This is a genomic window from Myxococcus sp. NMCA1, from assembly GCF_026810205.1.
GTDB classification, from domain to species: Bacteria; Myxococcota; Myxococcia; order Myxococcales; family Myxococcaceae; genus Myxococcus; species Myxococcus xanthus_A.
In genome coordinates, this window is the sequence record NZ_CP113950.1 from 4783495 (window position 1) to 4797997 (window position 14503).

At 70.7% G+C, this 14503-nt stretch carries 9 protein-coding genes; 2 read left to right on the plus strand and 7 right to left on the minus strand.

Annotation, left to right across the window (positions count from 1 at the left end):
• Positions 1 to 36: 36 nt before the first annotated feature.
• From OZ403_RS19905 to OZ403_RS19915, 3 genes are all read right to left on the minus strand, one after another.
• Positions 37 to 519 (minus strand): FKBP-type peptidyl-prolyl cis-trans isomerase, encoded by a 483-nt coding sequence (locus tag OZ403_RS19905; RefSeq protein ID WP_174260059.1) that lies wholly within the window; start codon positions 517 to 519, stop codon positions 37 to 39.
• Positions 520 to 637: 118 nt separating this feature from the next.
• Complete coding sequence (locus tag OZ403_RS19910) at positions 638 to 2251, minus strand: ribonuclease H-like domain-containing protein (RefSeq protein ID WP_268781468.1); 1614 nt, start codon at positions 2249 to 2251, stop codon at positions 638 to 640.
• A gap of 15 nt (positions 2252 to 2266) precedes the next feature.
• Positions 2267 to 4684: a DEAD/DEAH box helicase gene (locus OZ403_RS19915; RefSeq protein ID WP_237078403.1), complete on the minus strand. Its 2418-nt coding sequence runs from the start codon at positions 4682 to 4684 to the stop codon at positions 2267 to 2269.
• A gap of 121 nt (positions 4685 to 4805) precedes the next feature.
• Here OZ403_RS19915 and OZ403_RS19920 point away from each other — a divergent pair, with 121 nt between their 5' ends.
• Positions 4806 to 6053, plus strand: a complete 1248-nt coding sequence (locus OZ403_RS19920) for an SLC13 family permease (RefSeq protein WP_140792036.1) — start codon at positions 4806 to 4808, stop codon at positions 6051 to 6053.
• 15 nt (positions 6054 to 6068) lie between these two features.
• On the opposite strand, the gene OZ403_RS19925 is transcribed toward OZ403_RS19920, so the two are convergent.
• A complete protein-coding gene (locus OZ403_RS19925; RefSeq protein ID WP_174258837.1) occupies positions 6069 to 6905 on the minus strand; it encodes a hypothetical protein in 837 nt (278 codons plus the stop codon).
• Positions 6906 to 7078: 173 nt separating this feature from the next.
• On the opposite strand from OZ403_RS19925, the gene OZ403_RS19930 reads away from it, so the two are divergent.
• A complete protein-coding gene (locus OZ403_RS19930; protein ID WP_268781469.1) occupies positions 7079 to 7777 on the plus strand; it encodes a general secretion pathway protein GspE in 699 nt (232 codons plus the stop codon).
• A 2-nt stretch (positions 7778 to 7779) separates the two neighbouring features.
• On the opposite strand, the gene OZ403_RS19935 is transcribed toward OZ403_RS19930, so the two are convergent.
• The 3 genes from OZ403_RS19935 to OZ403_RS19945 all read right to left on the minus strand — a co-directional run bounded on the left by OZ403_RS19935 (position 7780) and on the right by OZ403_RS19945 (position 14485).
• Positions 7780 to 9903, minus strand: a complete 2124-nt coding sequence (locus OZ403_RS19935; RefSeq protein ID WP_268781470.1) for a cyclic nucleotide-binding domain-containing protein — start codon at positions 9901 to 9903, stop codon at positions 7780 to 7782.
• A complete protein-coding gene (locus tag OZ403_RS19940; protein ID WP_140792042.1) occupies positions 9903 to 12023 on the minus strand; it encodes a HEAT repeat domain-containing protein in 2121 nt (706 codons plus the stop codon). The genes OZ403_RS19935 and OZ403_RS19940 overlap by 1 nt, the downstream gene beginning before the upstream one ends.
• A gap of 86 nt (positions 12024 to 12109) precedes the next feature.
• Positions 12110 to 14485 carry a pseudouridine synthase gene (locus OZ403_RS19945; RefSeq protein ID WP_268781471.1) on the minus strand — a complete coding sequence of 792 codons (2376 nt, stop codon included), beginning with the start codon at positions 14483 to 14485 and terminating at the stop codon, positions 12110 to 12112.
• Between the last annotated feature and the right edge of the window lie 18 nt (positions 14486 to 14503).

Sequence of the window (14503 nt, forward strand, 5' to 3'; positions counted from 1 at the left end):
GAAGCAAGGATGGGCCCGCGAAGGCGCCCGTCCGAATCAGTGAGAGTCGTGGGGCCCGTGGGCGTGGCCGTGCTCCAGCTCCTCGGTCGTCGCGGCGCGGACGTCCCGCACGGTGACCTCGAAGTGCAGCGTCTTGCCGGCCAGCGGGTGGTTGAAGTCCACCAGCACGGAGTCGGCCTTCACTTCCTTGATGAAGAAGTCCACCTCGTCCCCATCCGGGTCGGTGGCGCTGAGCACGCCGCCCGCCACCAGCTCCAGGCCCTCCGGGAACTCCGTCTTCGGGACTTCCTCGATGCCTTCCGGGTCGTAGTCGCCGTAGCCCTCGTCGGGACCCACCGTCACCTGGAGGGTGTCACCACGCGCCTTGCCCTCGAGCGCCTTCTCCAGGCCCGGGACGATTTCCTCGTGCCCCTGCAGATAGACGAGCGGCTCCCCCGGCTCGCTCTCGTCCACGGCCTTGCCGTCGCCGAGGTGGAGGCGGAAATCGATGGAGACGACGCTGTCCTTGGTAATTTTCATGGGGCCCTCATAGCGCACGGCCGTGGCGTGTGCCTCAATCATGTGCCTGTCTGACAATGGGGCGAGCGTCCCGCCCGGATCGACTGTCCGATTCCAGTGGTGCGGAAGCCCAGAATCGTCAGGTTCCCGAGCGAGGGCTCCCCATTCCCAGGTCCAGCGAGGCCGCCCGGGTGCTCCGGGCCAGGCGCGTCTCCAGGCGAAGGATTCGGCGGTGGTGGTCCACAGGCAACTCCGCCGCCGAGGCCAGCTTCGCGTGGTGCAGCGCCCGCGCGAGGTCCTTGAGGCCATGCTCGTACAGCTTGGTGAGCTGGAGGTGCAGCGGCGCGGCCTGGAATCCCTGGGCGGTCTTCAGTGCCTGGTGCAGGTGCGCCGCCGCGGCCGAGGCGTCACCCGCCTTGCGTGACAGCCGGGAGGCCAGGGCCAGGGCTTCGATGCCCACGGCGCCGGTGTCCCCCGCCGCCGCGGCCCGGGCGAAGGCCTGGGCGCGCTCGTAGTCGCGGGCCCGGAGCGCCACGCCCGCGAAGCCGAGCAGGTCGCGAGGGTCCGCGTCCCGGGGCACGGAGGCGCCTGGGTCTCCTGCTCGGAAGCGGCGGACCAGCTCACCGAGCAGGGCCGCGAGGAGGAGGAGGTCGTTGACGTTGTGCTCCAGCACGGGCGTCAGCGCCGAGCCGTCTCCGCCGCGCAGGTAGCGGAAGTACAGGTCGGGAATCAGCGAGCCGTCCACGTCGTCGACGCGCCGGAAGCCGAGGACCTGGTCTTCCAGGTGGACCAGCCGCGTGCCGGCGCCCCGGTGCTTGAAGACGCGGCGGGCGCAGTGGAGCAGGTCCAGGTGGGGCAGCTCCGCTGGTGCGGGGACGCGGTTGAGGACGAAGCGCGTTCGCAGGAGCGGCCAGTCGAAGCTCTTGCCGTTGAAGGTGACGAGGCAGGAGGACGCGGCCATGCGCTCGGCGAGCGAGCGCAACATGGGGGCCTCTTCTCCCAGGCGCCGAAGGAAGAGCTGGTGCACCTTGAGCGAGCGGCCCTCGAACCACGCCAGTCCCACGAGGAAGGGCACGGTGCCGGTGCCTCCCGCGAGCCCGGTGGTCTCCGTGTCCAGGAAGAGCATCCGCTGGAAGTCCACGCCCGCCAGGTCCGCGTGCAGCGCGAGGCTGGCGACCAGGGAGCCTTCCACGTCCAGGGCCGCGGCGAGGGGCGCGGAGCCGTGGTGGTGCTCCGGAGAGAGGATGCGCTCGGAGACGTGGACAGTGCCGTGGGCCGTGGCGCGGGACTCCACGGGCAGTGGGCCTGGAGGTGCTGGAGGTGGCGTGCCTCGGCGCGCGGCGGCCAGGCCCTGGCGCTCCGACCAGTCCGACAACATCCTGCGCAGGCTGTCGATGCGCGGATCTCGGGGGGCGGATGGAGGTGTGGCTGTGACTGGGCGTGCTGCCGGGGCCTCCACCGTGCCCTCTGCGCGGGCGACCTGCGATTCCGCGCCGGCGGGCGTTGCGTTCTGAGAGGCCGTTTCAGCTGTGCCCGGGACGGGCGTGGACGGCGCCTCCATGCGCCGGGCCTGAACCAGCTTCGCCAACTGCGCGGCGAGCGCGTCGGGCACGCCCGCTTCGGCCCGAGGCGCGGGCGTGTCATCAGCGCGCGTGGCGGGCTCGGCCTGTGGCTCCGCCACAGGGGGCTTCGGGGGTGACTTGCCCCCGGGGCCCACGCTCGTCAGGCGCGCCAGCTTGCGCTTGAGGTCCACGGCCGCGCCTCCCGGTTACTGCATTCCCGCGATGCCCAACGCCGATAGCACGTCGAGCGCCAGTCGCTTGCGCGGATGCGGGTCCACGGGCGCCTGTCCCGGCATCGCACCCGCAGCTGGGCCGATACACGCCGGACAGCCATCCTCGCACGTGCACGACTCCAGCAGTCGGCGCGCACGGTTCAGCAGTTCGTCCCGCTGGTCGTACAGCCGCGCCGCCAGCCCCACTCCGCCGGGCACGTTGTCGTACAGGAACAGCGTCGGGTCGAAGCCCACGCCACCATCCTTGCGCGGCGGTCCCTCCGCGTCATCCCGGCTCCCCAGCGTCTTGCCGATATCCCGAGGGTCGATCATCAACCCCACGCACGCCACCGTGCGCAGCGCCGTGGTCAGGCCACGAAGCGCATCGATGACCGCCGGGCGCGGCGCCCGCATGGCGCGCACCACCGTCTCCGGCACCGTCAGCCAGAGCGCCGTGGTGTGCATCTGCATCTCCGGCAGCGCCACGTCGCCGTAACCGACGTTCTCATGCGTGTGGTACTTGATCTTCTTGTACCCCACGACCTTCTCGATGACGCTCACCTCGCCCATGCCCGCCTGAAGGTCCGGGCCCATGGGCGCGGCCTGGTCCTCCTGGATGACGTGCACGCGCACGTAGGTCATCGCGTCGGTGAAGTAGTCCGGCGCCACCTTCCGCACGAAGGCCTTGTGGTTCTCGTAGTCGAAGCGCTCGACTTGATACTGCTCGGCCTCGTGTTGGTAGATGGCCTGTTCGTGCAGCATCGTGTGTGCCGAACGGAAGTCCATCTCCGCCAGCGTCCGGTCCGTCCCCTTCTCGATGATGACCACGTTGTCCCAGCCCACGCTGCGCAGTGACACGTGGTTGGCTGGATACGCATCCGTGGACCAGTGGAACACGCGACGGCCCGCCTCGCCCACGGTGGGGTGCACCACCTCGTGCTGCGCGAGGAATCCGAGCGCCTCCGTGGTGGACTCCGGCGGCACGTCCCCGAAGGGCTCTCCCTCCTCGAACGGCAATTCGAAGGAAGCGCACTTGAGGTGCTGGACCAGAATCTCCACGTTGTCCGGGTCGATGCGCGCGTGCTCCACCGGCGAGCCCACGAGGAAGCGCGGGTCGCCGGCGAGGTACTGGTCCAGGGGCGCGCTCGACGTCACCAGCAGCGCCAGGCTCCCCTCACCGCGCCGCCCTGCCCGGCCGAATCGCTGCATCAGCGCCGCCACCGAACCCGGGTAGCCCGCGCACACCACCGCGTCCAGCGAGCCGATGTCGATCCCCAGCTCCAGCGCGTTGGTGGCCACCACGCAGCGGACTTCACCCGCACGCAACGCCGCCTCCGTGGCGCGCCGAGTGCCCGGCAGGTACCCACCGCGGTAGCCCTGGATGAGGGACGGGTCCAACTTCTCCTCGACGAAGCGGTCGCGGAGGTACTTGAGCATCACCTCGATGTTGTTGCGCGACTGCCCGAAGAGCAGCGTGGACACACCCGCGCGCACCAGGTCGGCCGTCAGCCGCACCGCCGTCTTGAGGTAGCTGGCCCGGATGCCCAGCTCCGCGTTCACCACGGGGGGGTTGAACACCATGACGCGGCGCTCGCCGGAAGGCGCCCCGCTCTCAGACACCAGCGTCACGTCCCGCCCGAGCATCCGCCGCGCGTGGGCCTCCGGATTGCCAATAGTGGCCGACGCCGCGACGAACACCGGGTCCGCGCCGTGGAAGCGCGCCACGCGCTGGAGCCTGCGCAGCACGTTGGCCAGGTGAGAGCCGAAGACGCCCCGGTACGTGTGGAGCTCGTCGATGACGACGTAGCGCAGGTTGGAGAACAGGCGCGCCCAGCTCGCGTGATGCGGGAGGATGCCCGTGTGCAGCATGTCCGGGTTGGTGAGCAGCACGCCGCTGCGCTCCCGCGCGGCCCGGCGCGCATCCGCCGGCGTGTCACCATCGAAGGTGATGGCGCCGTGGGACAGGCCCGCCTCGCGCATCAGCGCGCGCAGGGACTCTTCCTGATCTCTGGACAGGGCCTTGGTGGGAAACAGGTACAGCGCCCGCGCCTGGGGCTCCCGCGCGAAGCGGTCCAGCAGCGGCAGGTTGTAACAAAGGCTCTTGCCGGAGGCGGTGGGCGTGGCGATGACCAGGCTCTGGCCCGCCCGAGCCAGCCGGTACGCCTCCGCCTGGTGCGAGAAGAGCTGCTGGATGCCTCTCTTCTCGAGCGCGTCGCGCACCTGGGGCGCCACCTCTTCCGGAATGGGCGCGAAGACGCCCGCCCTCGCGGGGGTGGCCTCATCCAGGACGAAGCAGGAGCGGAGCTGCCGGTCCGACCGCCACCCCTCCAGCACGGAGTCCAACCCGCGAGGCGCGTTCCACGGCGTGCGACGGGCCCCTCCGAAAGCGCCCGGTTCCTTCTCTGGCTTCATGGGCCGGGCACTGTACAGACGTATACCGAGGCAAACAACGCGGGAGCGCGCCTCATTGGTTTGAGCTCCAGCCAATCCGCGCAGAGGCGGACGTGCGGGCACTCCACTAGTGTGCCGCGCCGTGGCCCTCGCCATCTTCCTGTTCACCTACGTCTTCATCGCCGGTGCGCGCCTTCCGTACCTGAAGCTGGACCGCCCCGGGGGCGCGCTGCTGGGCGCCGTGCTGATGGTCGTCTTCGGCGTCGTCACTCCCGCCGAGGTCTACAACCACAGCGCCGACGCGAACCGTCACGCCATCGACGCGGACACCATCGTCCTCCTGCTGGGGATGATGCTGCTGGCAGCGTACATGTCCCAGGCGTCCTTCTTCCGCACCGCGGGCGCGTGGGCCGTGCGCAGGGCGCACACGCCCCGGCGGTTGCTGCTCGCCGTGACGTTCATTTCGGCCGCGCTGTCCGCGTTCCTGGTGAATGACACGGTGTGCTTGATGCTCACGCCCCTGGTGCTGGCCACCGTGGAGGACGCGCGCCTGCCACCGGCTCCGTACCTGCTCGCGGTGTGCATGGGCAGCAACAGCGGCTCGGTGGCGACCTTCACCGGAAACCCGCAGAACATGCTCATCCAGGGAGCCTCCGGGCTGTCCTACGCCAGCTTCGCGGCGTACATGGCCCTGCCTGCCCTGCTCTCCACGGCGGTGGTCGCCGCCGGACTCCTGTACCTGTTCCGGCATGACCTGCCCGTGAAGCAATTCGAGCCCCACCCTCCGCCTCCGCCAGTGGACCGGGGCATGATGGTGCTCACCTTGACGGTGCTGTCCGGGGTTGTCGTGGCCTTCTTCGCCGGGCTGCCCATGAGCTGGAGCGCCCTGGCCGGCGCGGCCCTGGTGATGGCCCTGGCCCGCCGCGAGCCACGCGAGGCGCTGGAGCGCGTGGACTGGGTGCTGCTGCTCTTCTTCGCCAGCCTGTTCGTGGTCGTCTATGGCGTGAACAAGCACGGCTACGCGGAGGACATCCGCGTCCTGTTCGAGCCCCTCATGGCGGGCCCGCCCCTGCGGGAGACGCTGGGCTTCGCGGGGCTGACGCTGGTGGCGTCCAACCTGTTCAGCAACGTGCCCTTCGTCATGCTGGCGCGGACGTGGGTGCCCACGCTGCACGACGTGGAGCTGGGCTGGCACGTGCTCGCGCTGGGCTCCACGCTGGCGGGCAACCTCACGCTGGTGGGGAGCGTGGCCAACCTCATCGTGTTCGAGGCCGCGCGCGGGAAGGTCAACATGAGCTTCCTGCGCTTCCTTCGCGTGGGCCTCCCGGTGACGCTCGTCAGCTTCGTCGTGGGGCTGACCGTGCTCCTGGTGGAGCACGCGCTGTTCTGAAGCAGACCGTGTGACTCAGGGGTCGGGGTCCGGCAGCTCGCCGGGCGCCAGCTCGTCTTCCGGAGGCTTCGTCGCCTCGGGTGCCGGAGCCGGGGCGCCCGCCTTGCCGGGAACCACGTCCGAAGCCGCCGCGGAAGCCCGGGGCGGCGGCGCGCCGCCGCGGTCGGTGGGCGTCAGGTCCTTCACGAACATTCGCGCCACCTCGTCCAGCATGGACGTCATCGCCGCGCGGAAGAGTGACGGGTCCTTGCCCACCTTGAACGGGTCCAGGTGCTCCTTGCCCTCGGCGACCTGGTCCATGGCGAACGGGCGGCGCCACACCTCCGTGCGCCCGTCCAGGGTGAACATGCGGCCATAGCCTCGCAGGTACGCGCCCGCACGGCCGTCATCGCTGCGCATGCCGTAGTCCTGGATGACGAACTCGACGATGGTGTCCGCGCCCAGCGACGCCACCAGGTCGTAGTCCGGTGCGTTGGCCGGCACCTCCTCCACCAGGAAGCTCTCCAGCACCGAGGCCACCCGCGCGGGGTCCACCACGTGCGTCCACGGGAACTCACGCGGCAGTTGCGACAACGTGGTGACCCGGAGGCGCTCGGAGATCTCGAAGCGCGTGACGGCCTGAAGCAGCTTCACCGTCAGCCGCCGGTCCGCCTCCACCGGCTCCAGCTTCTTGAGCTTGTTCCGGTACGCCGAGTCCTCGCGGAACACGTGGCTCTTGGGGCCGGCCCCGTCCTCGATGCGGGAGATGAAGGCCGGACGCCGGACGCGGTCCAGGTCCGCGCCAGCCAGGCGCTGCGACGCACAGCCCGAAGCCAGCAGCAGTGCGAGAAACGGCAGTATCCGTCGCGTCATGTAGGGACTGTTCTACCCCATTCCCTGCCCTCACGCTCCTCCCCAGCCTCCGAGGTGTTAGCTGGTCTCCGGTAGTGCCTGACTGGCTGCTATGCTTCACGGCCGTGAAACAGCCGCCTGTCACACCCTCTGTCTCGCTCCCTGGCCGCAAGCGCCGGCTTGGGGAGATTCTCATGGACGCCGGGCTCCTCTTGGAAACCCAGCTCCGCTCCGCCCTCGCGGAACAACGCAAATGGGGCGGCAAGCTGGGCCTCACCCTGGTGCAGATGGGGTACGTGGACGAAAGCTCCATGGTCCACGCCCTGTCGCGGCAGCTCGCCATTCCCACGGTGGATTTGGAGCAGCACACGCCGTCCGTGGTGGTGTTGCAGGCGCTCCGGGCGGACATCGCCGAGCGCTACACCGTCTTTCCCATCGCCGCGGATCCGGCCACGAAGACGCTCACCGTCGCCACCGCCGACCCCACCAACGTGGAGGCGTTCCAGGAGCTGGCCTTCCACTGTGGCCAGCGCATCCAGGTGGTCGTCTCGAGCGCCTCGTCCATCGAACGCGCCATCCGCCGCCACTACCACGGGGAGGTCACCTCCACGACGGCGACCCCGCTGTCCTTCGGCATGGACGAGCCCACTTTCGAACTGGCGCCCCCCGCCGAAAGCGCACCCCTGTCCATGACCGTGCGCGCGGCCTCGGCAGCCCTGGCGCAGCCCGGCCGTGAGACGGAGCTCACCCAGCGCGTGGAGGAGCTGACGCAGCAGGTGGCGGGGCTGGAGCGGATGGTGGCTCAGCAGGCCCGCTCGCTGCGGGCCATGCTGGAGCTCCTGGAGACGCGCGGACTGGTGACGCGAGACGACTACCTCGCCAAGGTCCGCTGACGTCAGACGAGGATGAGGTCTTCCTCAACGCCGGCTTCGGTCAGCACGCGCTGCGTGCGCCGGAGCCGTTCGTCGCTCAGGTTGGAAATCAGGGCCAGGATCTGCGGGTGGCTGGAGATGAGCGCGTCGAAGTCGGCGCGCGGCAACCGCAGCAGCGTGGTGTGCCGGGTGGCGGTGACGGTCGCGGTGGCTGGCGTCTTCTGGAGCAGGGAAATCTCTCCGAACACGTCCCCTTCCCGGAGCTGCGTCAGCAGGTGGCCGTCCTTGCGCACCTCCACCTCGCCGGACAGGACCACGTAGAGGCCGTCCGTCGGGTCGCCATCACGGATGATGACGGTGTCACGCTCCACGTCCCGGGAGCGGAAGCGCTCCACGAGCGCGCGCCGGTCCTTCCGTCCGAAGAGGCGGAACAGCTCCGACGTGTTCATCACGTTCGTCAGCATGCGCTGCCGGCAGAACTTCTTCAGGGCCCGGGCCACCTGCGGGTGGCTTCCCGAGAGCTCGGCGAGCACGCTGGCGGAGATCTCCAGGAGCTGGGTGTCGTCAGACGCGGACTCCACCGAGGCCGTGCGCGCCGCGCCGGACAGCAGGGCCATCTCTCCGAAGAAGGTGCCTCCTTCGAGCGTCGCGATGTCCTGGCGCTGGCCCTCCTCCGTCCGGAAGACGCGCACCGCGCCCTCGCAGACGACGTAGAAAGCATCGCCGTGGCTGCCCTGGTCGATGATTCGCTCGCCCGGGCCGAAGCGGCGCAGCGGGCAGCGCTCGAACAGCTCGATGAAGGCGTCGCGAGGCAGGTCCGAGAAGAGCGGAATCGTGGGCAGCGCGTCCAGGGAACCCGCTTCGGGAGGGACCTCCTCCGGCAGGCTGTAGATCTCTTCCTCGATGCCGTCGCTGATGGACGTGGTCCCCAGGCCTTGTCGATCCAAGCCCGCCTGCGCGGCAAGCTCCACCGCGTGCAACAGGGAGTCGGCTTCCAGCTCCAACTCGGTGAAGGAGGACGGACTCGTCGCCGTCCGGAAGGAGGCGCCCAGCGCGGGGGACAGGTCGTGGCCCGGGAGCGCGGTGGCGCCCGCGGGGACCGGTGGGTCGGCACGGCGCGACCGCAGTCCTGGGGGCGCGGAGGAGGCCGCGGCTTCAGCAGCGGCGGGCGCTGCCTGCGTGGTGATGGGCGACGACAGGGCTTGCCAGCGGCCGCTGTTCGAGACGGACCGTGGCGGTTCGGCCGGCGCGGGTTCGGGCGCGCGAGCAGCGCCCACCGCGGGCAGCCGCTGCGACGCGCGCGGTGCCAGTCCTGGCGGCAACGCGCTCGTCGCCGGACGCGCGCCTCCGGGTTGAACAGCGGGAATCCGGGTCGCGAGCGGCGGCGCTTCTGGCTCACGGATGGCCATCGGGGGCGGGATTGAGGCCACCACGCTCGTGGATGCCTGGACAGACGTGGTCAATGCGGACGCCATCGAATCGGTTCCGCACGCGTCGTCCACCAGCGTCCCTGCCACGACGGGCTCCATGTCCAGCGTCAACTCAACGCCAGCGGTCCCCTCTTCCGACGCCAGTCCTACCTCGACCGAGTGGACGACTTCTTCGGTGCCACGCGTGGACGCGTCGGTCGACAACAACAGCTCTGGAGGCAGCTCCGCGGACAGGTCCACCGCGGGACCGCCGGCCACCAACCCCTCCCCCAAATCAATGGCGGCGACGGCCGCGCGCACTGCCTCGGGCAGGCGCGACGTCACAGCGGGCTCGGAGGATGCCTTCACCGCCACGGACGACGCGCTGCTCATCGGGCCCCGGGCGCGTGCGCCCATGGGCGTCCCTCGGCGCGCGTACAGGTCCGCGATCATCTGCTGCACGCCGCGGTGAGCCGGGTCCAGCTCGAGGATGAGCTTGCTCGCGGCGATGGCGCGCGGAAGGAACCCCTCGCGCGCGAAGCCTTCGGCGGCGGATTGATACGCCGAGATGGCCCGGTCCCGCTGCCCTGCCTTCACCCAGGCATCCCCGGAGCGCAGGCGTGACTGATGGTCCTTGGGCTCGGCCCGGCAGTAGTCCTCGTAGAGCTCCGCCGCCTTGGAAAAGCGTCCCTTGGTGAAAGCCTCGGACGCCTTGTCCTTGAGCTTGCGCAACTCCATCAGCGAGCGCCCTCCGACGCGGTGCTCTCGGACGCCGGTGCGGCGCCCGCGGCCTCACGCACCGTCCGGAAGTAGTCCGCCTTGAGGGCATTCAACTGGTCCGCATGCGCGGCGCCGCCCAGCTTCCGGAGCGACGAAGCCGCCGCGGCGCGAATCTCGGGCAGGTCGTGGAACAGGTCCTTGGCCACCGCGTCCGCCGCCTGCGCGTCGCCAATGATCCCCAGCGCCAGCAGCACGTCGCGGCGGGCCACGCTGTTGGGCTCGTCCAGCGCCTTCACCAGCGTGGGCACGGCGTCCTTCGCCTGAATCCGTCCCAGCAGGGCCGCCGCGAGCGCCGCTTCCGGTCCACCTTCGCGCACCACGGCCTGGAACTGCGCGGAAGCGAAGCCCGGCACACCGCCGGCACGCGTGAGCGCATCCAACACCAGCAGCTTCTCGCTCCCCATCTTCGGCAGCATCTCGATGAGCGCGGCCTGCCCCGCCTCGCCGGCCTCCGCCAGCGCCTGGGCCAGGGCCTTCTGCAGGTCGCGGTCCGGCTCGACGAGCCCGGCCTTGGCCACGTTGACGCCCTCGGGGCCCAGCCGCGCCAGTCCCACCAGGGCCGCCACGCGCAGCGCGGCGCTGGAATCCTGGGTGTATCCGGTGAGCAGCTCCAGGGCCCCGGGCGCCTTCAGCGTCCCCAACGCTCGCAGCAGCGTCGCCAGCGGCACCAGCCGCTCCGGCGCCACGTCGTCATACAGCTCGGTGGGCACGCGATGCCGCACCACGTCCCGTCCGGACTCACGCACCCGGGCGGCATTGAGCTCCTTCACGCGCCCCAGCAGGTCCGCGTGCCGCGACGGCCGGTCATCCTTCATGCCAGGCGTCGACGGGGTGGGCGGCATGGTCGAAGGGTCGAACCCCACGCCGAACTTCTCCGGGAGCGCTTGGGTCACCCAGTCGGCGCGCAGCGCTTCCAGTCCCTTGACCTCCTGTTCGTAGAGCTTCTGCAACGCGGGCACCACGGAGGCATCCCCCACCTCCGCCACGGCCTCCACCGCGAGCAGGCGCAGCGTGGCGTCCGGATGGCTCAGCCACGGCACCACCTTGCCGAGCAGCGGCAGCGCAGCAGGTCCCAGCCCCTCGACGGCCTGGAGGCCACTGGCGGCCGTGGCCGGACGTGCCAGCCGCTCGCCAATGGGGTCCACCGGACAACCGCCGCGCGCGCGCATGCTCCGGCCCGCGACGAGCGCCTCCGCCGGTGCTCCCTCCATGACGATGGCGCACAGCGAAGCATCCGTCTGCGGCGTCCGGGGGAAGGACACGATGGCGTCGATGGCCAGCGGGCTGACGGCGCTCTTCTCCACCGCCACCATCTGGAGGCGCTGCGTGGCCACCGGATCCTGAAGCTTCATCAGCGCGTGGATGGCGGACTCGCGCAGCTCGGGGAAGTTCTCCTCCAGCAGCAGCGCGATGGGACCCACCGCGCGCTTATCGCCGGCGTCACCCAGGCCGCGCACGGCGGCGGCGGCGAGGATGACCTGGCTGTCGCGAACCAAGGGCAGCAGCCGGTTGACGGCATCGGGTCGGCCGCTCTTGCCCAGCTCCTCGGCGGCGCCCACGCGCTCGGGCAGCGCGCCTTCGGTCAACGCGAGCTGGTTGCGGTCCCACTGCGAGCGGGCCTCGGCGGCGACCACCTCCGCCATGGCACCTGGAACGTTGGCGTTCTTCAGGGCCTGGACGATGACCTGACGCGTGGCCCGGCCCCGCCGTCCGTACTGGAGCGTGAGGTACGCCTTGGCCTTTTCGTTGTTCACCTTGGACAGCGCCATGGCGGCGCGGCCCTGGACCTCTTCGTCCTGGTCCTCGAGCAATTCGCCGAGGAGGTCCACGACGCGGGCGTCCTGGCTCTCTCCCAACGCCACGGTGGCCTCGGCCCGGACGATGGCGGCGAAGTCCTTCGCCGCTCGAGTGAAGAGGACCAGGTCATCCGGGTTGCCCTGCCCGGCCAGCTTCTTCACCGCGAGAGCGCGGACCTCCGGACGAGGACTCTGGAGGTCCGCAAGAAGCTGGTCCCTGCTGCCGTTGCAGCCGAGGAGCAGGGCAAGTGCGAGAATGAGGGGGCGTGCGCCGGTTCGCATCGGTCTCCGGTGAGGGAAACGGTGTAGGAGTCGGCGCCGGTTATATCAATCCCCCTCGATTCCCGCCCAATCCACCGCGTCATGTATCAACGCGGACGGCGAGGCCCCCGGGGAGGAGGCCGGCCCGCGCCGCCTCGGGGACGCTCATTGCTCCAACTCGGGGCGCTTGCCCGCTCCTTCTTCTTGCCCCAGTCCTGGAATCCGCCGGACTTCTCGGCGGGAGCCCCCTTGCGAGCCCCGGCCCGGACGACGCGTTCACGGGGATTCCCGCTTTCGTCGGTGGGCGTCCAGGTGCTGCGTGCGGGGCGTCCGCCCTCGGAGCCCTCACGGCGAGGACCACCCCGGCCACGCGGAGCGTCTGCCCCTTCGGCGCGAGGCTTCCATTCACGGCGCTCCGGGCGGCCAGCACCCGCGCCTCCGGAACGGGGCGAGTACGGACGGCCTTCACCCCGCGGGGCACGGCCGGCGCCGCCGCCAGCACCCCACGACTTGCGCTCCGGACGGCCTTCGCCACCCGCGCGCGGTGCGCGAGTCCGCGGTGCGGCGTCTCCGCCAGCACTCCACTCACGGCGCTCCGGACGACCCGCGCCACGGATCTTGGAGGCTCCGCCCTCGTCACCGCCAAACGAGCGACGGGCGCCGCCAGCACCACCGAATGCGCGGCCCGCACCGCGAGCGCCCGTGTCACTGCCGAAGGACCGACCCGGACCACGGCTCCGAGGAGCGCCCGATTCATCACCACCGAAGGAGCGGCCCGCACCACGGCCACGCGGCGCGCCTGCCCTGTCACCGCCGAAGGAACGGCCGCGCGGTGCGCCCTCATCGCCACCAAACGAACGGCGCGCGGGCCTGCCCTCGTCACCACCGAAGGAGCGGCGCGCGGGCTTGCCCTCGTCACCACCGAAGGAGCGGCGCGCGGGCTTGCCCTCGTCACCACCGAAGGAGCGGCGCGCGGGCCTACCCTCGTCACCACCGAAGGAGCGGCGCGCGGGCCTGCCCTCGTCACCACCGAAGGAACGACGCGCGGGCCTACCCTCGTCACTGCCGAAGGAACGGCGTGCGGGCTTGCCCTCGTCACCACCGAAGGAACGGCGCGCGGGCCTACCCTCGTCACTACCGAAGGAGCGGCGCGCGGGCTTGCCCTCGTCACCACCGAAGGAACGGCGCGCGGGCCTGCCCTCGTCACCACCGAAGGAGCGACGCGCGGGCCTACCCTCGTCACTGCCGAAGGAGCGACGCGCGGGCCTACCCTCGTCACTGCCGAAGGAACGGCGTGCGGGCTTGCCCTCGTCACCACCGAAGGAACGGCGCGCGGGCCTACCCTCGTCACTACCGAAGGAACGGCGCGCGGGCTTGCCCTCGTCACTACCGAAGGAGCGACGCGCGGGCTTGCCCTCGTCACTACCGAAGGAGCGGCCCACGCCACGGCCACGCGGCGCACCTGCCTTGTCACCGCCGAAGGAGCGGCCACGCGGCGCGCCCTCATCACCACCGAACGAACGGCGCGCGGGCTTGCCCTCGGCCGAAGCCCCCTTGGGCCGACCGAAACGCGCCAGGCTCGAACCACCCGCGGACGCCGCCTTGGCCGCACGGGCCGGCGCCTTGCGCGCGGGCTTGGCGGCCACGGGCGCATCATCATCCATGGACAGCTCCGCCTCGTCGTCCGAGTCGAAGCCCGGAGCCGCGCGGCCATGCCGGCGCGGAGGCAGCTTCAGCTCACCCGTCGGCGGCGCGGTCTTGCCATCCGACACCTCGTGCAGCAGCTCCACCTCGCTCGTCTTGAGCGGGCGCAGCTCGCCAGGGCGCAGCCCTTCCACGCCCACGCCGGCGTAGGACGGACGGAACAGACGCACCACCGGGTGCCCCACCGCGGCGCACAGCCGCTTGATGAGGTGCGGGCGCCCTTCCGCCACGACAATCTTCAGCCAGGTGTTCCGCTCCGCGGCCTCGAACACGCCCACCGACACCGGCGTGGCCATGCCATCCTCGAGCCGCACGCCGCCGCGCAGCTTGTCCAGCGTGGCCACGTCCGGGGCGCCCTTCACCTTCGCCAGGTAGGTGCGCGGCACCTGGAAGCTGGGGTGCGTCAGCTTGTGCGCCAGCGCCCCATCATCCGTGAACAGCAGCGCGCCCTCGGCGTCGTAGTCCAGACGGCCCACCGGGAACAGGCGCTTGCCCGTCTCTTCCACGTAGTTGGCCACCGTGGGCCGGCCCTGCGGATCCGACAGCGTCGTCACGACGCCAACGGGCTTGTAGAGCAGGAAGTAGGAGGATTCATCCGGAGGCGTGACAAGCGTCCCGTCCACCGTCACCAGGTCCGTGCCGGGCTCCACCCGGCTGCCCAGCTCCGTCACCGTCTTGTTGTTCACCGCGACGCGGCCCGCGGTAATCAGCTCTTCTGCATGCCGGCGCGAAGCAACTCCCGCGCGGGCCAGGTACTTCTGTAGTCGTTCGGCCGCCATACCATCCTTCTTCCATGC